Source organism: Streptococcus parasanguinis, from assembly GCF_000963275.1.
Lineage (GTDB): Bacteria > Bacillota > Bacilli > Lactobacillales > Streptococcaceae > Streptococcus > Streptococcus parasanguinis_B.
Genome location: NZ_JYOW01000001.1, coordinates 45,991 through 66,833, shown reverse-complemented (window position 1 = coordinate 66,833; position 20,843 = coordinate 45,991). Strand labels below are relative to the sequence as shown.

The following is a 20,843-nucleotide window of genomic DNA, read 5'->3' as shown; positions in this document are numbered from 1 at the left end:
GTGCTGGCTTTTATTGTACAGATGCATATTTTTGATTTATTTTTAAAAGACTTGTTCCCGAATGAAATCCCTAGCAAGTATCAAAAAAGCTGGTCTATAAACGAACCAGCTTTCTTTTTTGATCCTAAAAGGGAAGATCTTCCTCTTCTAAGATGATATCGGCTAAATCTCCCGTTCCACCATTTTCACGCATCGCTCGCTGAGCGCGGCTCTCTAGCAACTGAAAACTTTGGCAGAGGACCTCTGTCACATACTGCATGACCCCATTTTTCTCGTAGCGGCGCGTCCGAATCTCTCCATCCAAAGAGATCAAGCTCCCTTTACTGGCATAACTAGCCATGGTTTCAGCCAATTTCCCCCAGACAACCACATTGACAAAATCAGTCTCTCGCTCCCCGTTTTGGTCCTTGTAGCGACGATTGACCGCAACGGTCACTCGGGCAACGGATTTGTCTGTGCTGGTTTTATGCAATTCTGGGGCCGCTACTAGGCGACCGATTAAAATAACTTTATTATACATCATTTACCTCCTATCTATTTATTCGAAAAAATTTCAAAAAATGGAGGTGACAAACCAAAATCAAAAAAATCTAGGATCCAAAACATCCTAGATTCTTCTCTTTATTCGTGCCAGTGACGAGCAGGATCAAAAGGTGTCCCTGCTACTTCTGCATCATCCAATTCAATAATGCCTCGTTTTTGAGGAGCATTTGGCAAGTGCAATTCACGCGGACTGCACATCATGCCATAACTTTTTTCACCACGAAGGGCCCCTGGGAAAATCAAGCTGCCATCCGGCATCATAGCACCTGGAAGAGCGACAATGGTCTTTAGACCCACCCGCGCATTTGGAGCTCCAGCTACGATCTGAACCGTCTTATCTGGTCCAACTGCTACTTGGCAGATATTCAAGTGGTCACTATCTGGATGGGCTACCATTTCAAGGATTTCTCCCACCACAAATTTTGGTTCCCGATCATTGACCAATCGTTCTGCGAAGCCTTCTCTTTCCAATTCTTGGTTCAAACGAGCTACTTGCTCATCTGTCAAAAAGACTTGGCCCTTGCCTTCGATGGCGAAGAAAGATGAGGCATCAAAGATATTCCAGGCAACCGTTTCTTGGTTGTCCTCACGGTAAACACGAGCCACTTTTCCTTTTCTCTCCACCGCGAGCTTGGCTTCCCCACTATTTTTCAGGGTCAACATCAAGACATCGCCGACTTGTTCTTTGTTGTATGTTACAATCATGATTTTCTCCTATTTTAATCCTGCTAAGAATGCTGTAATCTGCGCTTTGGTTTTCCGATCCCGATTGACAAACCGACCGATTTCCTTATCCTTTTCCAGAACCACCAAACTTGGGATCCCATAAACATCCCAGACTTTCGCCAGATCCATATAGGCATCGCGGTCAATCAAGATAAAGGTAAATTCGGGATTTTCAGCCTCAATCTCCGGCAAAAAAGGTTTGAGGTAACGGCAATCCCCACACCAATCTGCTGAAAAGACAAACACTTTCTTGTCCTCTTGCTCTATATAAGAAGCAATTTCTTCTAGAGAATTTGGTGTAATCATAGTTTTTCCTCTTCATAATGCAAAAGACCATCCTCATAGACAAAGCGGTAATGGCGCTCATCTTCGAAAATGACGCCTCCTACTAAGCGCTCTTCACTAGACTCGTAGAGTTCCACATACAAGGTCGCAATCGTCCCCATAGCTTCCATTTGCTCCCGTACTTCTGCTACCAACTCTTCTTGAGTACGGAGACGCTTTTGATCTTTGGCAATTTTATAAACACCGGCCGCAAGAGCTCCTGCACTTGCTAGAGCCAGACTAGACAAAATAATTTTTTTAGCTTTCATAGTGCCTATTGTAACACAAAATAAGCAGAGGGACAATGGTCTAGGCTGGATCTCCTCCTTCAGTTTTTCGGGACCGATTTCTATAATAACGCTACCATCCTTGTAGAAAAAGTGATAAAATAGCATCAGAAAGAAGGTAACCTATGACTGATTTATTTTCTAAAATCAAAGAAGTAACTGAAATCCCTGCCATCTCAGGTCATGAAGCTCCTGTACGGGATTATTTGCGCCAACAATTGACCCCTCATGTGGACGAAATCGTGACAGATGGTCTCGGTGGGATCTTTGGGATCAAACACTCAACAGCTGCCGACGCTCCTCGTATCTTAGTAGCTGCCCACATGGACGAAGTTGGTTTTATGATTAGCGAAATCAAAGCTGATGGAACTTTCCGTGTTGTCCCAATCGGAGGTTGGAACCCGATGGTCGTCAGCAGCCAACGCTTCAAACTCTTTACACGTGACGGACGTGAATACCCTGCTATTTCAGGATCTGTTCCTCCTCATTTGACACGTGGAACAGGTGGACCAACCGTACCTGCCATTAGCGACATCGTCTTTGATGCAGGCTTTAGCTCTAAAGCCGAAGCTGAAAGCTATGGGGTCCGTCCTGGAGATACCTTGGTCCCAGATAGCTCTGCGATTCTTACTGCTAATGGTAAAAACGTCATCTCAAAAGCATGGGATAACCGCTACGGTGTCTTGATGGTCAGCGAATTGGCCAAGAGCCTTTCTGGACAAGCCTTAAACAACGAACTCTATGTAGGGGCCAACGTTCAAGAAGAAGTGGGACTTCGTGGAGCCCACACTTCAACCACTAAATTTGATCCTGAAATCTTCCTTGCTGTAGACTGTTCGCCAGCAGCCGATGTCTTTGGAGACCAAGGAGCGATTGGGGAAGGAACACTGCTTCGCTTCTATGATCCAGGTCACATCATGCTACCAAATATGAAAGATTTCTTGCTCACTACTGCTGAAGAAGCGGGCATCAAATTCCAATACTATTGTGCTAAAGGTGGTACCGATGCAGGTGCAGCACACTTGAAGAACGGCGGGGTCCCATCAACCACTATTGGTGTCTGTGCACGTTACATCCACTCTCACCAAACCCTCTATGCCATGGATGATTTCTTGCAAGCGCAAGCCTTCTTGCAAGCATTGGTTAAGAAATTGGATCGCTCTACAGTTGATTTGATCAAACACTATTAAACAACATCGATCTGAAGCCCCGTAAGGGGCTTTTTTAGGGGGAAAACAAGGTTCTCTTTGAAACTTTCCAGCGTGAGTCACCATTGAGCCCCTCGGCATCCACACTCCCCTTAGGAAAGTATCTTAGAATATTTTATCTTCCATCTGTTTTCTGATATAATATGAAAGAATGAAATGGTAGGAAACTGAACACTCATCCTTGGATTTGTGTGGTAGACCCTTCCCTTATATACAGGAGTTTTACATGAAAAAACAAGCTTTTAGTTCTGAAAAGTATTTGAACTTGCAACGTGACCACATTATTGAGCGGATCAACCAATTCGATGGCAAGCTCTACCTTGAATTTGGTGGTAAGATGTTAGAAGACTTCCACGCTGCTCGTGTCCTCCCTGGATACGAACCAGACAATAAGATCAAGCTGCTCCAAGAATTGCGCGACCAGGTGGAAATTGTCATTGCCATCAACGCCAATAACATTGAGCACTCAAAAGCCCGTGGGGATCTAGGAATTTCTTATGACCAAGAAGTACTGCGTTTGATCGACAAATTCAATGAATTGGGGATTTTTGTAGGCTCTGTCGTCATCACCCAATATGCTGGACAAGCTGCAGCAGATGCCTTTCGCAAACAACTGGATAAGAGCGGGATCGCCTCTTATCTACACTATCCGATCAAGGGCTATCCGACTGATATGGACCACATCATCTCTCCTGAAGGGATGGGGAAAAATGATTACATCAAAACTAGTCGAAATTTGGTCGTTGTGACGGCTCCTGGACCTGGTTCTGGTAAGCTGGCAACTTGTATGTCCAATATGTACCATGACCAATTAAATGGGATCAAATCAGGTTATGCTAAATTTGAAACCTTCCCAGTATGGAATCTTCCTTTACACCACCCAGTTAACTTGGCTTATGAAGCAGCGACTGCAGATCTAGACGATGTCAATATGATCGATCCTTTCCACCTCCAAACCTACGGGGAAACGACGGTCAATTACAACCGCGATATCGAAATCTTCCCTGTCTTGAAGCGCATGTTGGAACGCATCTTAGGAACCTCTCCTTACGCTTCTCCAACAGATATGGGCGTCAACATGGTTGGCTTTGCCATTGTGGACAATGACGCTGCGATTGAAGCTTCCCAACAAGAAATCATCCGTCGCTATTACCAAACTATCTTGGATGTCAAAGCTGAACGTGTCGGTGAAGGGGCTGTCAAGAAGATTGAGCTCTTGATGAATGATTTGGGCATTACTCCAAATGATCGGAAAGTGACCGTGCTTGCCCGCCAAAAAGAAGAAGAAACAGGTGAGCCAGCCTTGGCCCTTGAATTGCCAAACGGCGAGATGGTAACCGGAAAAACCTCTGATCTCTTTGGCCCAACCGCAGCCCTCCTGATCAATGCGATCAAGAAATTGGCGCATATTGATAAAGAAACCAAATTAATCGAGCCAGAATACGTCCAACCTATCCAAGGCTTGAAGATCAATCATTTGGGTAGCCGTAACCCTCGTCTTCACTCAAACGAGATCCTCATTGCCCTAGCCATTACAGCTATGACCAATGAAGACGCTAAGCTTGCTATGCAAGAATTAGGCAAGTTGAAAGGCAGTGAAGCCCACTCAACCGTGATGCTGACAGACGAAGACAAGAATGTCCTTCGCAAGCTCGGTATCAACGTCACTATGGACCCTGTCTACCAATACGATCGCTTGTATCGTAAATAAACTCAGACAAACAAAAACAATCCCTCGAATAGGGATTGTTTTTTTTATGATGCAAAGAAGAGAGACTATTTGACAGCCTCCCATAATTGGCGAATAGGCTTTCTTTGAACAGGGTCCACAAAATGAGGAGCAATTTCATTCAAAGATTCTAGAACAAAGGCACGTTCTGCCACATAAGGATGCGGCAAGATCAAGTTTGGACTGTAACAAATGGTGTCATCCATATAGAGCAGATCTAGATCGATCACACGTGGCCCCCACTTGACCTCACGAACACGCCCCATTTCCAGCTCAATGGCCAGTAAGGTCTCTAATAAATCCTCTGGGGTCATCCAAGTTTCAACCTCTGCCACTTGATTCAAAAAGGTGTCCTGCTCCACTCCTCCCCAAGGTTCTGTTTCAATCCTTGTGGATGTCTGAAGAAGGCGAATACCTCGATCCTTGATTTTTTCTAGCGCCGTCTCTAGTTGCAGTTGTTTATCTCCCATATTGGTGCCAAGCCCAATAAAGGCCCGTTTTTTCTCCCGTTCGATTGTCACCGAACAAGTCTCTAATGGCAAGGGAACAGGAGCCCAAGGTTTTTTCAACTCCAGACGAACTTTTTCTACAAAGGCATAGCTTTCGAAAATCTTTTGAACCAATTGAAAGGCCACTGTTTCAATCAGATCGATCTTTTCTGCCTGCATCCACTCGGTCAACTGTTCCGCCAAGATCCCATAATGGATCGAAGCTTCCAAATCACCTGTGCGGGCAGCACGGGTCATCTCATAATCTACCCATATGTCTAGGACAAAACGTTGTCCTAATTCTTTTTCTGCTGGAAAAACACCGTGATAGGCGTATACCTCTAAGTCCTTGATCCGTAATTGATCCACTCTGTTCACCTCTTATAGCCAGCCATTAGTGGCCCATGAGTTTATAGGCTTCATTTTTTAAGTCTTTATCTGTCGCAAGCAGTCCACGCGCAGCAGTTGTCACTGTAGCGGTCCCAGGTTTACGGACACCCCGCATGTTCATACACATATGCTCTGCTTCTACCCAGACAAGTGCTCCTTGTGCTCCAAGATATTCCATCAAGGCATCTGCGATTTCTACCGTCAAACGTTCCTGAATCTGTGGTTTTTTAGCGTATACTTCGACCGTACGAGCCAGTTTTGAAAGCCCAGCCACACGGCCATTTGGAATGTAGGCAATGTGCACTTTTCCATAAAATGGTAAAAAGTGATGCTCACACATGGAATGGAAGAAGATATCCTTCTCGACCACCATATTGTTATCAATGATTTCAAATGATTTAGACAGGTGCTCTTCTGCTGTCTGCCCTAATCCTGCAAAGATTTCTTGGTACATCTTGGCAATGCGGGTCGGCGTTTCCTGAAGTCCCTCACGGTTCTCATCTTCACCGACTGCCTCGATGATCATTTTCACTGCTTCTTCAATTTTCTTTGTATCCATATCATCTCCTAGTTGGATTTTTCTGTTTTTAATAAATAAGGTCGTACCTGGCTAAGAAAGTAGAGCGATCCCGTTACAATGAGGAGCTCATCGCCTTTTGCTTGCCAGTTTTGTAGAAACTCTTGCCAGTTGACTTCCTCAAGCTGATGGTTTTTCGCAGCAGCTCTTATCTCTTCTTGAGAATAGGCTCTTGGATCTTCAAAGGTCGTTAGGATCAAGCGACTATTTTCCAGTTCCTGCCACTGAATGAGCATCTCTTCTAAAGCTTTGGTCCGGATGCAGGTAAAAAGAATGGTCTTATTTTGACTTGGGAACAGTTCCCGAAGACTTGCGATCAAAGGCGCAACGGCATGGGGGTTATGGGCCCCATCTAGTAAGATCATGGGATTTTGCGAGACCACTTCCATCCGGCCAGGCCAGACGACTTGATGCAAGGCCTCATCCACTAACTCTCTTGACAAGAGTTCACGCCCTTCTCTTTCAAAAAGTACATCACAGATACTGATCGCAAGAGCTGCATTTCTAGCCTGGTGATGACCTAAGAGCGCTACTTGATAGGAGGCTGTTTCTCTTTTGGAACTGTGATAAGAAAAGGATTGGCCCGATAGACAAGAGGCCTCTAGCTCAACTTGGTAATCTCTGTCATAGGCTGTTATCGGTGCCTGCTTCTGAATTGCAATGCCTTCAATGACTTGGCTGGCTTCTGCTTCTAATTTCCCTAGAACCAGAGGAATTCCTGGCTTAATGATGCCTGCCTTTTCACGGGCGATGGAAGCCAGATCTGGCCCAAGAAGGGCGACATGATCCAAGCCAATCGAAGTGATCGCCGTCAGAACAGGCTGACAGACATTGGTACTGTCTAGTCGTCCCCCCATACCGACTTCCATGATCACATAATCCAGCTCCTCGTGAGCAAAATAATCATAGGCGATGGCCGTCATCACTTCAAATTCCGTCAACCCTTGAAAAACAGCCCTTGATTGTTCAGCTTCCAGGAGTTGCTGGTAACTATCCAGGTAGGTTTGCAGGTCTTGATCCGAAATGGCTTCGCCATTAATGGTGATTTGGTCATTGTAATGGATCAGATAAGGAGAAGTAAAGACTCCAACGCGTAAACCTGCCTGCCTCAAAAGTTGGGACAAGGTAGCAATGGTAGATCCCTTGCCATTAGTCCCCGCAATATGGATGACCCGACAGTCTAGGTGAGGATTTCCTCTCAAAGCCAAGAGAGCTTCCATGCGCTCCAAGCCGAAATGTGGATCTTGGGAACGATAGGCCTCTAGCCAACGAAGATCCAACTGATGTTCTTTTGTCTTCATTTACTTGTATTGTTTTAAATTGGTATCTGCTGCCTCTTGGGCTTGGAAAATAGCTTGGCCCAGACTGGCTGCCATTTTGTGAAGGGGAATATCATGCACCCGCACCACTTCGACTCCTTGACTGGCTGCAATACTGGTCAAATGGCTCGAAGCCAGGTCCCGATTCCAAAAACCAGTCTCCGTTGCAGGATCTGTTTCAAATCCAGCTTCCTCAATAATATTGACCACAAAACGTTTGCGGGAGACCCCTAGAAAGATCGGATAGCCCTTTTGGTGAATCGTCCCGAGTTCTTGTAATAAAAGTAAGTTCTCTCGCTTGGTCAAACCAAATCCGATCCCAGGATCCAGCATAATACGATCCATCTGGACACCAGCTGCTTTCGCTACCGCAAGCGAGCGATCAAAGAAGGTCCACATCACGTCTTGAATCGGTTCTTGAGCCATCTGTTGAAGTTCTTGCTCTGAAAAGACTGGTTCAAAACCAAAACTTGGAAAGATAGTGGAACTTGGATGATGCGGTCTTGCCATCACTGGATTAAACATGAGAACTGCGCTCGCTTCATGCTCCGCAACCACAGCAGCCATCTTAGGATCTCCAAGAAAACCAGTAATATCATTGACAATATCAGCTCCAGCTTCAAGCGCTGCGGCTGCCACCTGGGACTTCCAGGTATCCACTGAAATCAAGACATCACTTTCTTGCCGAATAGCTTCGATCACTGGAACCACGCGGTCAATTTCTTCTTGGATTTCCACATAATGACTTCCTGGTCTGGTTGATTCTCCTCCGATATCGAGGATCTGAGCTCCTTCTTGGATCAGTTTTCTCGCCTGCTGCACGGCTGCATCCACACTCGTATACTTACCGCCATCAGAAAATGAATCCGGAGTGACATTTAAGATCCCACAAAGAAGGGTCCCTTGGCCACTCAGCCATTTATTATCAATCATTTTCGTTCTCCTTTGATTCCCTTCCTACAGCATGATTGCGAACAAAAGAGGCTAGAACAAGTGTTCTAAACCTCTGAGTCTACTCTCCATACGGATTTCTGACCTTCTGTAGGATGGTTCTGCATCAAAACTCATTGGTACCTACCATTTTATCATAATTTATCATGGAAGAAAACTCTCCATACTGGCAATAAACAAAGGAGTATGACCACCGGATAATAATAAGCTAGCGCATTCAAGGTCATATGAAGGCAAATGCTATACTCGATCCGCTTATAGCGATAAGCCACCCAAGTTAAGATCAAGGACATGCCTCCGTAAGCTACCCACTCCCCTAGGGTACTCGGTCCATGCAAGTACGTAAAAAAGAGAGCACCGGCTAGATAACCGATTGGTTCTGCCCCTCGAAAGATCAAACGAGGGATAATGGCCCGACAGAGCAGCTCTTCTAGAATCGGAGCAACAAGGATCACGACCATGCCCATAGCAAGAAAAGGAGCATGAGATTGCAGTTCATTCAGAGCCGCTTGGTTTGCCGTCGTACCACCTGCCTCTTGTTTCAACAAGGGATAGGCGAGCAGGTTATTAGCCATCAACAAGAGAAGAAAAAGAAAATTTCTCCCCAAAGACGGCCAGGTTATAACCCGAGCATCTAAGTTCTCCAGAGGGCTCTTTTTGATGACTATATAAAAAATAAATAGCACCGCCACTGTCACCAAGAGAGTGAGGATAGTGACCCACCTTGCATCCATTCCTTCTTGAAGGGAATAAACCATGGTGATGAGGGGGAATTGTGAGAGAAAGAATAAGGGCACAAAAAGAAGGAGCCAGAGGGCATTCTTACATAATGGGTGCTTTCGAACAAATGACTGTATATTTTTCAATGGACAACCTCTTTCTTGTATAAAATAAGAAGACTGGGGCTTTCGCCTCCAGCCTTCTCTCTTTATTACAGTTTACTGATTTTTGAAACGTTCAACGTCACGCGCAATCACCAACTCTTCATCCGTTGGAATCACCAATACCTTCACACGGGAATCATCTGTAGAAATATCTCCGACAACTCCAAAGACGTTCTTTTCAGGGTCGACCTTGCAGCCAAACCAGCTGATTCCATTGATAATAGAAGAACGAACATTTACTGCATTTTCACCGATTCCTGCTGTAAAGATGATGGCATCTGCACCATTCAAGACTGCTAAGTATTGACCGATGTATTTTTGCAAACGATCGATAAAGATATCGTAAGCCAATTTAGCTTTTTCGTCTCCATTGTGCATCGCTGTATGGATATCCCGCATGTCACTAGAAGATCCAGAAACACCCAGAAGACCTGATTCACGATTGAGGATACGGCTGATATCTTCAGGTTTATTGAAATCCTCTGTATGTTCCATCAAGTAAGGAATAATCGCTGGATCGAGATCCCCTGTACGGGTTCCCATCATGACTCCACCTAGAGGTGTGAAGCCCATTGAGGTATCGACAGAGATTCCCTTGTCAACCGCTGTAACAGATACACCATTTCCAACGTGGCAGGTGATCAATTTCAATTCTTCTAATGGTTTTCCAAGAAGTTTAGCAGCTTCACCCGCTACATACTGATGACTGGTTCCATGAGCACCGTACTTACGGACCTTATTTTCTGTGTAATATTTGGTTGGAAGAGGGTAACGATAAGCTTTTTCCGGCATGGTTGTATGGAAAGAAGTATCAAATACCACAACACTGGTAATATTTGGACAAATCTCTCTAAAGGCGCGAATTCCAGCTGCATTTGCAGGATTATGAAGAGGTGCTAACAAAGACAATTCTTCTACTTTTCGAAGGACTTCGTCATCTACCAAGGCAGAATCCTTAAAGTATTCTCCACCAGCAACGACGCGGTGGCCCACACCTGTAATCTCATCGTAGGATTTGATAATATCAAAACGAATCAAATCATCCAACAAAATTTTTACAGCTTGTGTATGGTCCTGGATATCTAATACTTGTTTTTCAGAGCGTCCATCAAATTTAACAGTTGAAATAGAATCTTTCAAACCGATCCGTTCAATCAACCCTTTTGCAAGAACAGTTTCCTCTGGCATTTGGTACAATTGCCATTTCAAACTAGAGCTTCCTGCATTAATAGAAATTGTTTTCGACATATATTCACCTCATTAAGCGTTTTCACTTCCTCTATTATATCAGATCTTTGATCAAATTTCACTATCCTTTAACCAGTTTTGGAAACTTTCCATAAAGTGAACCACCTGGTCTTGATCCTGGAGATCGGTAAAAGGATAGACAAAGGGCTGAACAGACTCTTCTTCTTGTTTTCGTAGGACGAAAATCGTCTTAGCATAGGCTGGATTTGAAAAAAGAGATTCTGGCAAGGTCAGCATGGCAAGAATTTGGGCTTTGTCTGTTAGCCAAGCTTTCAACAGATCACTCTGAGGGCTCGTCAAGAGGTTGTTTGGAGCTAAAAAGATGGCTACTCCTTGAGGTTTCAGGTATTTCAGAGCCTGTTCCATCATGAGGTGATGGGCATAGGTATGGCCTTCGGAGCTCGCCACCTGATAGCGCTGGGCAATTGCATCATCTGGATAATAGCCAATCGGTAAGTCGCTAACGATCAAGTCACTTTCTTTTAAAACTTGAGGACGCACCGCGTCGCCTTGTGCAAAGACAACACTGGATTCCATCACGTCTGCGATACTAGCAGATAGATCAATCAAGAGATCATCTACTTCCAATCCTAAGTAATCAATCGTGAGACGGCTATTGTTGACAATGGTCTCAGCGAGATTTCCAGTTCCACTTCCCACTTCTAAGACATCCAGTTGGTCGCTTTTAGCCAACTGATCGATCAAAAATGTAATGATAAAACCAATCGCATCTGGTGTGAACTGGTGATTCGCTTGTAAAGGTTCTGTCTGAGTAGCTTTCATAAAAAGGAATTGGTAGGCTCTGCGCCATTCTTCCTTACTTAAACCTAGTTCTTTTAATTTTTTGCTATTGTTTTTAACAATGTCTAGATCCGTCTTGCCATCCAAATACATGGCATTCTGTTCAATCAAGGCGTCATAAAAGTTGGTCGACAATTCATTTTGAATACTTTGAGTGTTTTCTAATAGATAGGTATAAGCTTGTTCAATTTTTTCGAAATTCATGATTTCCTCCGCACCCTATCATACCAAAAATTAGTCTTTTTCGCTATTTTCTGATGGTTCCTTGATCTCGTTTGGCGTCTCTTCAGAAGGCGTTTCGCTCCCTGCCTTCTCCTTATCTTTCTGTGTCTTCTTCTTTTCTTTTTGGCTCTTCTTACTTTCTTTTTCTTCCCTTACTGGAAGGACAAACTCATAGCTTTCGCCATCCATCTCAGCCTGGGCATGAAGAAAACCAGTATCCTTCTTTAGCTGAACGGTTCCAGATTTTAAATGAATCTCTGATGTCTTCTCATCACTCTTTCTCTTTTCAAGAGCCATTTGCACCAAAGCATAGGCCCGAAGGCGATCTTGACTCGTCTTTAAGATTCGTCTTTCCGCAACCTGACGGTGCAGGTAAAACTGAAGCAAGAGACTAAAAATCGCTGCCATCAAGAGAGCGTAAAGCAAGACACCAGCCTTAACTTTTTTCATTTTGTATCGCTGGTACCACATGGTAGACATACTCCCTTTCTAGACCATCTTCAAAATTCAACCGCAGATGAAGCGACTCTCCCTCCTGCCAAATCTGACTAGAGTGAACCCCTGAAATCATAGGCTGATAGCCCCTGCCCTTATCATCTGTTTTTCGGATATCATCCCCTTTCGATTGACCAATGGCAATTGGTTTTTGATCCTGAACCAAGTAGATATGATTGTCCGCTACTTTTTCAAAATGACTCCGATCCAATTCCACCTGCAATTGTTGCTGAAAAAGTATCCATTCTTCCTGCTTTTGATGTGCCTGGTAGTCCAATTCAGCATGCAGGAGCTTGGTCAAGCCTTGAAAGACCAACACTCCCCCACTGAGCACCAAGAGAGCGACCAAGGCTTCGAGCAGGGTAAAGGCCTTGACCTTTCCGTTATTCCACATGCAGTACCACCTTCCCTTGATGATAGACCGTGAGTTGATCGGCATCTTTTTCGACTTGAACCTGAATGCCATTGGCCTCTAGATGATTTTGCCCTGTCTGAAGCGCCATTTGAGCGACAGATAAGACCTCTACCTCTTTGAAATCCGCTAGTCGCTCCTTGCGCGAACGCCGGATCTCCCCTAACAATAAGGTCGTAATCATGGCAAATAAACCCAAGGCTACCAAAGATTCTATGAGAATACTAGCGGGAACGGATGCTTTTTTTAATTTTCCCATTTCCAAGCGAAAGCTGATAGGTCACCACTCCTCTCTGTGTCTGAAAGTGAACATTGGCCAGGGATGAATTGCCACCTGCACGGTCTAAACGAATAGTTTTAGGATCTTGCAAAATGACAGAATCAGGAATCTCCACCGTCTGGTAAGGCGTTTGAATCTTCCTTGCAGTCACTTCAACATCCAATTCCGTTTGCCTTGCCAGCGCTATTTTCTGGCTTTCTTGATAGAGGTGTTCAAACTCTGCAAAAAATACTTTTTCTTCCACCTGCTGAAAGCTCGTCTTGATCGATCCCGATAAGCCCAGATAGATAAAACTGACGATCATCAAGGTCAGAAGAGTCTCCACCAAGGTGAAGGCCTTAATCTGCAACCGCACGAGTTTCTCCACTATTTTTCGCATAATAGGCACGGTAGGACTCTGCTTGTTTGTTGGTAATATTTCCATCAGCAATCAGCTTTGCTAGAGTAGCTTGGTCATTGGTATGATTGAGCTCGTACAATTCAGCCTGGCTTTCGACCACCTTCACAACCGCTGCATTTCCTGTCTCTTTCACGGAGTCTTTTTGCTTGGTCAAATTCGGCACAAAGAGCAATAAGAGCACACTGATGATCAATAAGACCACCAACATTTCAATAAGTGTAAAGGCTTTAACCTTATAGGTTTTTAATGTTTTCATAAATGGACCTCCATATTTTGATAAATCGGCAGCAACATGGCTGCATAGAGTAAGACAATCACAAGAGCCACAAAGACAAACACCAAGGGTTGTATCACATTCATGGCCTTGTGAACCCGACGAAAGAAATCTTCCCATGTTTTTTCAGCGTAGATCTCTAGCTCACTTCCGAGCTTTGATTTGACTTCACCGTATTCAATCATAAGGGACAATTCTTTTTTGAAAAAAGAATACCCCCTGACCGTCTCTGAAAAGGACTGGCCACGATCTAAAGAAAGAGCTAAGTCCCTTCCAATTTCCTGAAAAAGCTGGGATTTTTGCCCCTGCATCATGGAAAAAATCTGAGACAATTCCAATCCTTGTCCAATCAGATTACCCCATTCTCTGGCATAATAGGCTGTCAAATAAGCTTGAATCATGCCTTTCCCGAAAGGCAGATGAGACAAGGTTCTAAAAACCTTGATCTTGCCTGACTTTCGATAATAGAGAAAGCTGAGTAAGAAGAAGATCACCAGTCCCGCTCCTAAGGCCAAAAAGAGTTGGGGGAAGGAACTGATCAATTGCGTCCCAATATTTTGAGCATCCATTTGAGGAAGCAAGTAATTGCGCAAGCCTAGCATAATCAGAACTAAAAATCCAAGCAAGATGAGAGGATAGGTGCTCACCTCAATCAGCTTTTTCTTGACCTTGCGCATGTTTTCTAGGTAAGCACTGATTTTCTCCAAGCTCAATGCAAGATTGCCATGGAGTTCAGCGAGAGACAGCTGTGTCGTGACCGCATCTGAAAAACCGATCCCCGCCATCATCTCTGAAAAACTCCGCCCCCTCGAGAGGTCCTCTCGCATCTGGGAAACCAAACGACTCTCCACTAGGTGAGAGCGATCCAGAAAATCGACAATCTCAGACAGATGAAAACCACTCGAATAAAGATTCAAAAACAATTCGATGATTTGCTTTTGTTTAGCGGTAGATAATTTTTTCGGCTTGCGCCTGAGCCAGCTGGATATATCCCGATTGAGCCAAGAGATCCATTTGTTGGTTCCAGCGGCTGGCTGAGTGCTCTTGGTAGTTTTCCGTCGCAAAATCTACCACACCTCCTCCTGCAATTAATCGTTGGTAGCAAATACCTTGTAAAACAATCTTGAGCTCTTCCTCACTCACTCCAAGTTCTAAGAGCCTCTCATAAACACCTCGAACGCTCTTGGCATGAATAGTAGAGAAGACGGTGACTCCTGTCAAACTAGCTCGTACGACTGCACGAGCTGTTTCCTTATCTCGGATCTCTCCAATGATGAGAAGGTCCGGCCGATGGCGTAAGGAGAGTTTGATCAGGTTGTCATATGTCATGCCGATCTGGTCATTCAGCTGAAGCTGAAGCATATTATCCTGCTTGATCTCGACAGGATCTTCAATAGACATGACTTGCTGGTCCGCAAAGCGCTCTTGCGCCAAAGCATGCATGAGAGTGGTCTTTCCCGAACCAACAGGACCTGCAAAGAGATAGAGACCACGACCGGCCAATTTCTTCTGCAAGTCTGGCAACTGATCAAACCAAAACCGCAATTCACGTTCCTCATCATGCAAGAGCCGAATGACCAAGCTTTCATAACCACGATAATCCCCCACCGTCGACAAGCGAATCGAAACCATTCCATCCTCTAATGGGTAATCACACGACCCTAGCTGGCTGCGCCTTTTTTCTCCCACATTCATCCCTGCCACGAACTTAAAGTGGCTGATAATAGCCGTCATGTCCTCAAAAGGGAAGGATTGCACAAAGCGCCTCTCATCTCCCACCCTCATAAAAACCTGGTACTCCTCCTTCCGAGGAATGAAGTAAAGATCCTGAGCTTCTTCCTTTTTTCCCATGCGGATCAATTTTTTTGCAATTTCTTGAATCATAGTTCCTCCTCTCACTTATACTATTCGAAAAAGAAGACAAAAAAAGAAGACTTTCTAGATCGCTCTAAAAAATCTTCCGCATTTCTCTTATGACAGGGTCGTCCCCTTTTTTGAATCGAGTGTATATTGACAAGAACGGTGTTTGCGACTGCCTCTTTCCTTTTCGTAGCCTGGGCGGAGCTTGCTTTTAGGGATCTTATGCTCGTCTTCTAGGAGGACAATCGAATGGAAAAACTGCACATCTTCACTGCAGTCCTCACACCACTCTTGCTCCTTGGTATCCCAAAAGATCGTCATGAGGTCACTCCGACTCTTATAACTTGGAAAGTGCTCATTTAACTCCAACCACTTCTGCTTGTAGTATTTCAAAGCCTGGTAATAGTCTTCAAACTTCCGACTACTCACGATATCTTCTTCCCAACCTTCTAAAAACCACCAGGGTTCACAGTCCCCGTACATTTCAATCACTCGATACATAAACTCTTCCATCCTTTGTATCCTCTATTATATAGAAAATCCTTTGAGAATAAAAGTTTTCTGCTCAGAGCATGATTTTTCAGGTAGTTTTCAGGTGATTTTCACAATTATTTTTCAAAAATAGACTGCCTAATTGCTATTGGTTCCTTTTTTCGAGAATCAAAAGAAGAGAGTCCCAACAAAATGGACAGACCATCCTGGGGAACTCTCTTTTCTCAAGTATTTAGAACAATTCTAGTGCAATCATAGTTGTCATGGTTGCATCGTAATAGTTATTCAGAGGTAGATCTTGTGTAAAGATATACTTGTTCTGTTGAACCAACTTCAAATAGCCTTTTTCATGTTCAGAGGCATAGACAATCGGTGCCAAAAAGCTTGCTGCCTGATGATTGTTCAAGGCCTTCCCTTTCAAGTCATAACCTGCATACAGGTTTCGTTGACTCTTGAAAAAGTTAAGCATCTTTTTCACCAATTGTTGACTGGTTTTGTCCTTACTTTGAACAAGGTTGTATGGAAGGCGACAAGCGTTATACGAGTAGGCACCATCATACTTGGATTCAATCGTCTTGGGATCCGCTACACGCGTTCCTTGCTCATCTACCCAGATGAAATCAGGTAGTAAACCTGTTTTGGTTTGGGAGCTGATCGTTTGGAGTTGCTGCAACATCTTTTCTTTGATATCCAACCACTTCGAATCTTTTGTCACTTCATAAAAGATCTGGAATTGCGCTGGCAGTGTATCAGACGTCCGCATCAAATGATAAAACTCCGAGTCCTGATTGGCCCAATTCCCCACCGTTAACACACCAGTTTCTTCATTGTAGTTGTGTGCGAGAATATCTTCTAAAATCGCTTTGGCTTGAACCTGGTAGTCTTTGGCTTGCTTTGGCCATTGCTGAGCAGCTTTTAGAAGAGCATAGGCGATGTAGAGATCCCCATCTGTGGCGTTATGATCCTCATCTTTTGCTTTTCCATTGCTGATGGTTTGTTTCCAAGACATCAATTGGGTACCTTCTAAGCGATGATTTAGATAATAGTGATAGAGTCGGTCAAAGTCTGCTTGTTGGGCTTGTCCTTTTTCAGCAGCTGCAACAGTAATGAGCATTCCATAACTTTGCGCCTCGGATAACACTACTGTTTGATTGCTATCATTGGTGGTTCGAACATAGGATTCTTTCCCTTTTGAAACAACAAAATGCTCATTCCACTGACGATAAATTCGATTTCGCATCTCCACTTTACTTCTCGTTCTCGCTAAAAACAAGGTCAAACAGAAAATGCAAAGGATGACTAGAAACCATACATATCTCATCTTTTTCGTATTCATAATCTCTCCTATCCTGCGAATCGTTTTGTTTTAACCCATTTGGTTTCTTTCCGGTGCAATAGTTTATCCATCACAATCGAAGAGATGGCATCAATCGACACAATGATAAACAGTTGAGAATAGGTGAAATAGGCAGCCAAGGCCAACCAAATTTGCTTGGTAGTAGCTTGACCAAATTGTGAGGCAAGAGCCACATTAATCTGAAGCAGATAAAGCCCAATCATCAAGATCCAATTGAAGAGCATCAATTGCGCAATGTAGATATTTTCAGAATCAAAGGCAAATGGAATTTGCACACCTGGCACCACTGTATGGATACACATGGCCAGAATATTGGCAAAAAAGATCAAGTCCGATAAGACGATGGCTGCGTTAAACCAGAAGAAGACACAGGAATAGTTGGTCACTTCCAACTTCACGCGCCAATTTCCCTTACCAAATAAATGCTTGAAGTTGGAAAGAACCACTTCATAATTCCCTTTGGCCCAACGTTTCCGTTGCATATAGTAACTCTTCAGAGTCTCTGGCTCTTGTTGGAAGGCTTCTGAATTATAGGCTAGCGCAATCAACTTCCCACTTTGCATAATCTTGAAGGAAATATCTGTATCCTCAGTCAAGGCACCGTTTTTCCATCCTCCAATACTCTTGACAAATTCGGTTTGAATAATGAAGTTAGTTCCTGGAATCCGTCCAATCTTAAAGAGATGCCACATGCCCACATGATGAACCCGTTGGGTAACGACAATTTCTTGGTTGATACAGCGAGTCAAGAAGTTTTGATTGGCATTCCGCGTTTTATTGCGGCCGAAAGAAGCCACATGACGTTCTGGATCTTTGAGGACTTCTTTCACAAGGAAATAAAGAGCATTCTTTTCAGGCATGGCATCTGCATCATAGACGCAGATATAGTCTCCGGTTGCCATCGCCAAAGCGTCATTTAGCACACCGGCTTTCCCACCTGTCCCGCTTCGATTGATAATGGTCAAATCACGTCCTGCATACTCTGGCAATGCTTTAACCGCCAAACACTCTTCATAGGTTCGATCAGAACAATTATCCGCAAAGAGCAGTAATTCAACACGATCATGTGGGTAGTTCATATCAAGGATCGCTTTAGCTGTTTGTGCAATGACCACATCCTCATTATGGGCGGGCACGACGATCGTCACTTTTGGATAATAAGGAAGCGGATCCGTATTAACACGAAAATCACTGTGTTTAAACCAAAAATGAACGGCTGAAAAGAGGATTACTAAGCCCCAGGCTAAGGACAACCAAATCGAAATCAAGGCAATAATCATCACAATCTGACTAATCATGGTCCACCGCCTTAAAATTTTTATTGACACGGTGGTAAATCACCGTATAAGCTACAAATAATACAATAAAGCACAAGGCAAAAAATACACTGATGCCTACAGCTATATTAAAAAATATATTTGTAAGAGACATGTTTTCCTCCTAATATTCCACAATAATATCTGTTTCAAGTTGACGTTTTAAGTAACGAATCATTTCTTTATAGCGATGGTATTTGGTTCGATTGGATTGATCCACTACAAGAAATCCTGACTGAAATTGGATGCCCTGAACCCCATCTTCTCCTTGGAAAACCAGTCCTTCCAACTGTGGTTTTAAGACCGTCATATAATCGCTCTTCAGATCCCGCTCGCTATCAGAAGATAAGATCAAGAAATTACCGTCTGATACATAATACAAGCTTTCATTTGGCTTCAGATGATGCGTTAACAAATAGTTGATTTGGTTCAAGGTCCGATTGTACTCTCTCGGTTGCAATTGGAAGAACAATTCCTCGTGCGACCAGTGAATGAGTAAGGCCTGAATTGTATCATTGGTTTGTCCGCCATAAGAAGCGATGCGGTTGCGGTAATCTGCGTAAGCTTCTGGCTCTTGATCCTTCACTTTTGCAATCTCTTTAAAGAGGTGGTAGCGAATTTGGGTCAAAATTCCAATCAAGATTGGAAAACTAAAGAGCAGAAGCAAGGCTTGATGAAATGGGATATAGACAACACCCGCCACCAAAAAGACAATCCCTAGGGCAAATGACAACAGGATGGTCCATGTCAACAACAAATCTGATAAAACAATAGCAGAAAATAATCCTAAAACAAAGAATAATCCTTCTTCAATCAGAATCTCTCTTGCAAAAAACAAGCAGTAAAGTAAAAGAAGTACTTCGAAAACAATCAAAATTAGCAACCATCTACTTAACTTTTCCGTTTTTTTCATTTATTCTTTCTCTCCCTCATGAAATTCTTCAGCAGCATCTCCCTGGCCAAAGTAATGTTTAATAGCTTGCACGATTCGCTCAGAAGCTCTTCCATCTCCATAAGGATTTCGGGCATTTGCCATTTCTAGATAAAGATGTTCGTTGGTTAAGAGCTCCGTTATCGTGGATTTGACGACGGCAGGATCCATACCAACTAATTTCAAAGTCCCTGCTTTGACCCCTTCTGGGCGTTCTGTTGTATCACGCAATACCAATACCGGTTTCCCCAATGATGGCGCTTCTTCTTGTACCCCACCTGAATCCGACATGATGAAGTAACTTCTCGAAGCCAAGTTGTGGAAGTCAAGCACATCTAAAGGTGCAATGAGATGGATCCGATCATGATCTCCTAATAGATCGTTTGCCGCCTCTTGTACCGCTGGACTAAGGTGCACTGGGTAAACCACTTCAATAGTCGGTTCTTGATCCACCATTTCTCTCAGAGCTCCAAAGACCGCTCTCATGGGAGCTCCTTGATTTTCTCTTCGATGCATAGTGACAAGGATGATTTTTTTTGCTGGATCTAATTGATCCAGTACTTCGTGATGATAGTTCTCTTGAACCGTGAGTTTCAGCGCATCAATAGCAGTATTTCCTGTCACCACAATAGAGGATTCCGGATGATTTTCTTTTAAGAGATTGGCCTTACTTTCGCCAGTCGGCGCAAAATACAGATCCGCTAGATCATCCGTCATTTGACGGTTCATCTCTTCTGGATACGGAGAATATTTATCAAAGGTTCTCAAACCAGCTTCGACGTGGCCAATGCGGACTTGATTGTAAAAGGCAACCAAACTCGCCGCAAAGGTAGTGGTCGTATCTCCATGAACGAGCACCATATCTGGCTTTTCTTTTTTGATAACTGGATCTAATTGATTCAGAATTTTAGAGGTAATGTCTAATAAGGTCTGGCTTTTCCCCATAATATCCAAATCGTAATCAGGTACGATGTTAAAGGTTTCTAAAACCTGGTCCAGCATTTGACGGTGCTGGGCAGTGACCACCGTAATGGTCTCAACGGTCTCCCTCTGCTTTTGCAACTCCAACACTAAAGGGGCCATTTTAATGGCCTCCGGTCGCGTCCCAAACACAACCATAATTTTCAATTTTCCCATAAACTTCCCCCGTCGACATACATGTAATTCGACATTTTTTTAATTTGTGTACATCTTTTTTCATTCTACCGCCAATGACTTTAAATGTCAAACCGATTTTTGGGTTTTATAAAGAAATTACTAATAGTTAGTCATTTTATTATTTTGGTGTTTAGAATACATATCCATATAATCACTAATTGTAAGTATTTA

At 43.7% G+C, this 20,843-nt stretch carries 26 protein-coding genes; 2 read left to right on the top strand and 24 right to left on the bottom strand.

The window, feature by feature from the left end; all coding sequences use genetic code 11:
• Positions 1-124: 124 nt before the first annotated feature.
• From TZ97_RS00375 to TZ97_RS00360, 4 genes are all read right to left on the bottom strand, one after another.
• Positions 125-520 carry a single-stranded DNA-binding protein gene (locus tag TZ97_RS00375; RefSeq protein ID WP_003004675.1) on the bottom strand — a complete coding sequence of 132 codons (396 nt, stop codon included), beginning with the start codon at positions 518-520 and terminating at the stop codon, positions 125-127.
• 101 nt (positions 521-621) lie between these two features.
• The gene (ytpR, locus tag TZ97_RS00370; protein ID WP_023919637.1) at positions 622-1,248 is read right to left on the bottom strand and encodes a YtpR family tRNA-binding protein; all 627 of its coding nucleotides are present in this window, start codon (positions 1,246-1,248) and stop codon (positions 622-624) included.
• A gap of 9 nt (positions 1,249-1,257) precedes the next feature.
• A complete protein-coding gene (locus TZ97_RS00365) occupies positions 1,258-1,575 on the bottom strand; it encodes a thioredoxin family protein (protein ID WP_045759006.1) in 318 nt (105 codons plus the stop codon).
• Entirely contained in the window at positions 1,572-1,862 is a 291-nt protein-coding gene (locus TZ97_RS00360; protein ID WP_045759005.1) for a DUF4651 domain-containing protein, read from the bottom strand. Before TZ97_RS00360 ends, TZ97_RS00365 begins: the two co-directional genes overlap by 4 nt.
• A gap of 143 nt (positions 1,863-2,005) precedes the next feature.
• Here TZ97_RS00360 and pepA point away from each other — a divergent pair, with 143 nt between their 5' ends.
• Both pepA and TZ97_RS00350 read left to right on the top strand, forming a co-directional pair.
• Entirely contained in the window at positions 2,006-3,070 is a 1,065-nt protein-coding gene (gene pepA / locus TZ97_RS00355; protein WP_045759004.1) for a glutamyl aminopeptidase, read from the top strand.
• Positions 3,071-3,314: 244 nt separating this feature from the next.
• Positions 3,315-4,799 carry a DUF1846 domain-containing protein gene (locus TZ97_RS00350; protein ID WP_021154294.1) on the top strand — a complete coding sequence of 495 codons (1,485 nt, stop codon included), beginning with the start codon at positions 3,315-3,317 and terminating at the stop codon, positions 4,797-4,799.
• A 65-nt stretch (positions 4,800-4,864) separates the two neighbouring features.
• Here TZ97_RS00350 and folK read toward each other — a convergent pair whose 3' ends face one another.
• The 20 genes from folK to wecB form a co-directional block, all read right to left on the bottom strand.
• Positions 4,865-5,674 carry a 2-amino-4-hydroxy-6-hydroxymethyldihydropteridine diphosphokinase gene (folK, locus tag TZ97_RS00345; protein ID WP_045759003.1) on the bottom strand — a complete coding sequence of 270 codons (810 nt, stop codon included), beginning with the start codon at positions 5,672-5,674 and terminating at the stop codon, positions 4,865-4,867.
• A gap of 25 nt (positions 5,675-5,699) precedes the next feature.
• Positions 5,700-6,254 carry a GTP cyclohydrolase I FolE gene (gene folE, locus TZ97_RS00340; RefSeq protein WP_003019101.1) on the bottom strand — a complete coding sequence of 185 codons (555 nt, stop codon included), beginning with the start codon at positions 6,252-6,254 and terminating at the stop codon, positions 5,700-5,702.
• A gap of 8 nt (positions 6,255-6,262) precedes the next feature.
• Positions 6,263-7,573, bottom strand: coding sequence for a bifunctional folylpolyglutamate synthase/dihydrofolate synthase (locus tag TZ97_RS00335; protein ID WP_045759002.1), 1,311 nt, complete (start codon positions 7,571-7,573; stop codon positions 6,263-6,265).
• Positions 7,574-8,524, bottom strand: a complete 951-nt coding sequence (folP, locus tag TZ97_RS00330) for a dihydropteroate synthase (protein ID WP_023919644.1) — start codon at positions 8,522-8,524, stop codon at positions 7,574-7,576.
• Between the two features lie 152 nt (positions 8,525-8,676).
• Positions 8,677-9,090: a CPBP family intramembrane glutamic endopeptidase gene (locus TZ97_RS10860; RefSeq protein ID WP_235287868.1), complete on the bottom strand. Its 414-nt coding sequence runs from the start codon at positions 9,088-9,090 to the stop codon at positions 8,677-8,679.
• 390 nt (positions 9,091-9,480) lie between these two features.
• The gene (locus TZ97_RS00320; protein WP_023919646.1) at positions 9,481-10,674 is read right to left on the bottom strand and encodes an acetate kinase; all 1,194 of its coding nucleotides are present in this window, start codon (positions 10,672-10,674) and stop codon (positions 9,481-9,483) included.
• 51 nt (positions 10,675-10,725) lie between these two features.
• Positions 10,726-11,679: a class I SAM-dependent methyltransferase gene (locus TZ97_RS00315; protein WP_045759000.1), complete on the bottom strand. Its 954-nt coding sequence runs from the start codon at positions 11,677-11,679 to the stop codon at positions 10,726-10,728.
• Between the two features lie 30 nt (positions 11,680-11,709).
• On the bottom strand, positions 11,710-12,168 hold the full coding sequence (comGG, locus tag TZ97_RS00310) for a competence type IV pilus minor pilin ComGG (RefSeq protein ID WP_003004595.1): 459 nt from the start codon (positions 12,166-12,168) through the stop codon (positions 11,710-11,712).
• Positions 12,134-12,586, bottom strand: coding sequence for a competence type IV pilus minor pilin ComGF (gene comGF / locus TZ97_RS00305; RefSeq protein ID WP_003004681.1), 453 nt, complete (start codon positions 12,584-12,586; stop codon positions 12,134-12,136). Before comGF ends, comGG begins: the two co-directional genes overlap by 35 nt.
• Positions 12,576-12,863 carry a competence type IV pilus minor pilin ComGE gene (gene comGE, locus TZ97_RS00300; RefSeq protein WP_003004353.1) on the bottom strand — a complete coding sequence of 96 codons (288 nt, stop codon included), beginning with the start codon at positions 12,861-12,863 and terminating at the stop codon, positions 12,576-12,578. The genes comGF and comGE overlap by 11 nt, the downstream gene beginning before the upstream one ends.
• Complete coding sequence (comGD, locus tag TZ97_RS00295; protein ID WP_003004513.1) at positions 12,829-13,233, bottom strand: competence type IV pilus minor pilin ComGD; 405 nt, start codon at positions 13,231-13,233, stop codon at positions 12,829-12,831. Before comGD ends, comGE begins: the two co-directional genes overlap by 35 nt.
• Entirely contained in the window at positions 13,223-13,540 is a 318-nt protein-coding gene (gene comGC / locus TZ97_RS00290) for a competence type IV pilus major pilin ComGC (RefSeq protein WP_003004178.1), read from the bottom strand. Before comGC ends, comGD begins: the two co-directional genes overlap by 11 nt.
• Positions 13,537-14,568: a competence type IV pilus assembly protein ComGB gene (gene comGB / locus TZ97_RS00285; protein WP_176745544.1), complete on the bottom strand. Its 1,032-nt coding sequence runs from the start codon at positions 14,566-14,568 to the stop codon at positions 13,537-13,539. Before comGB ends, comGC begins: the two co-directional genes overlap by 4 nt.
• Positions 14,501-15,442: a competence type IV pilus ATPase ComGA gene (comGA, locus tag TZ97_RS00280; protein ID WP_045758998.1), complete on the bottom strand. Its 942-nt coding sequence runs from the start codon at positions 15,440-15,442 to the stop codon at positions 14,501-14,503. Before comGA ends, comGB begins: the two co-directional genes overlap by 68 nt.
• A gap of 87 nt (positions 15,443-15,529) precedes the next feature.
• Entirely contained in the window at positions 15,530-15,919 is a 390-nt protein-coding gene (locus TZ97_RS00275) for a DUF1033 family protein (protein ID WP_031572596.1), read from the bottom strand.
• Between the two features lie 223 nt (positions 15,920-16,142).
• Positions 16,143-17,246, bottom strand: coding sequence for a glycosyl hydrolase family 8 (locus TZ97_RS00270; RefSeq protein WP_045758997.1), 1,104 nt, complete (start codon positions 17,244-17,246; stop codon positions 16,143-16,145).
• A gap of 8 nt (positions 17,247-17,254) precedes the next feature.
• The gene (locus TZ97_RS00265; RefSeq protein WP_045758996.1) at positions 17,255-18,565 is read right to left on the bottom strand and encodes a glycosyltransferase family 2 protein; all 1,311 of its coding nucleotides are present in this window, start codon (positions 18,563-18,565) and stop codon (positions 17,255-17,257) included.
• Entirely contained in the window at positions 18,558-18,698 is a 141-nt protein-coding gene (locus TZ97_RS10795) for a hypothetical protein (RefSeq protein WP_003009749.1), read from the bottom strand. Before TZ97_RS10795 ends, TZ97_RS00265 begins: the two co-directional genes overlap by 8 nt.
• 9 nt (positions 18,699-18,707) lie before the next feature.
• Positions 18,708-19,496 (bottom strand): hypothetical protein, encoded by a 789-nt coding sequence (locus TZ97_RS00260; protein ID WP_045758995.1) that lies wholly within the window; start codon positions 19,494-19,496, stop codon positions 18,708-18,710.
• Entirely contained in the window at positions 19,497-20,651 is a 1,155-nt protein-coding gene (gene wecB / locus TZ97_RS00255; protein ID WP_045758994.1) for a non-hydrolyzing UDP-N-acetylglucosamine 2-epimerase, read from the bottom strand.
• Between the last annotated feature and the right edge of the window lie 192 nt (positions 20,652-20,843).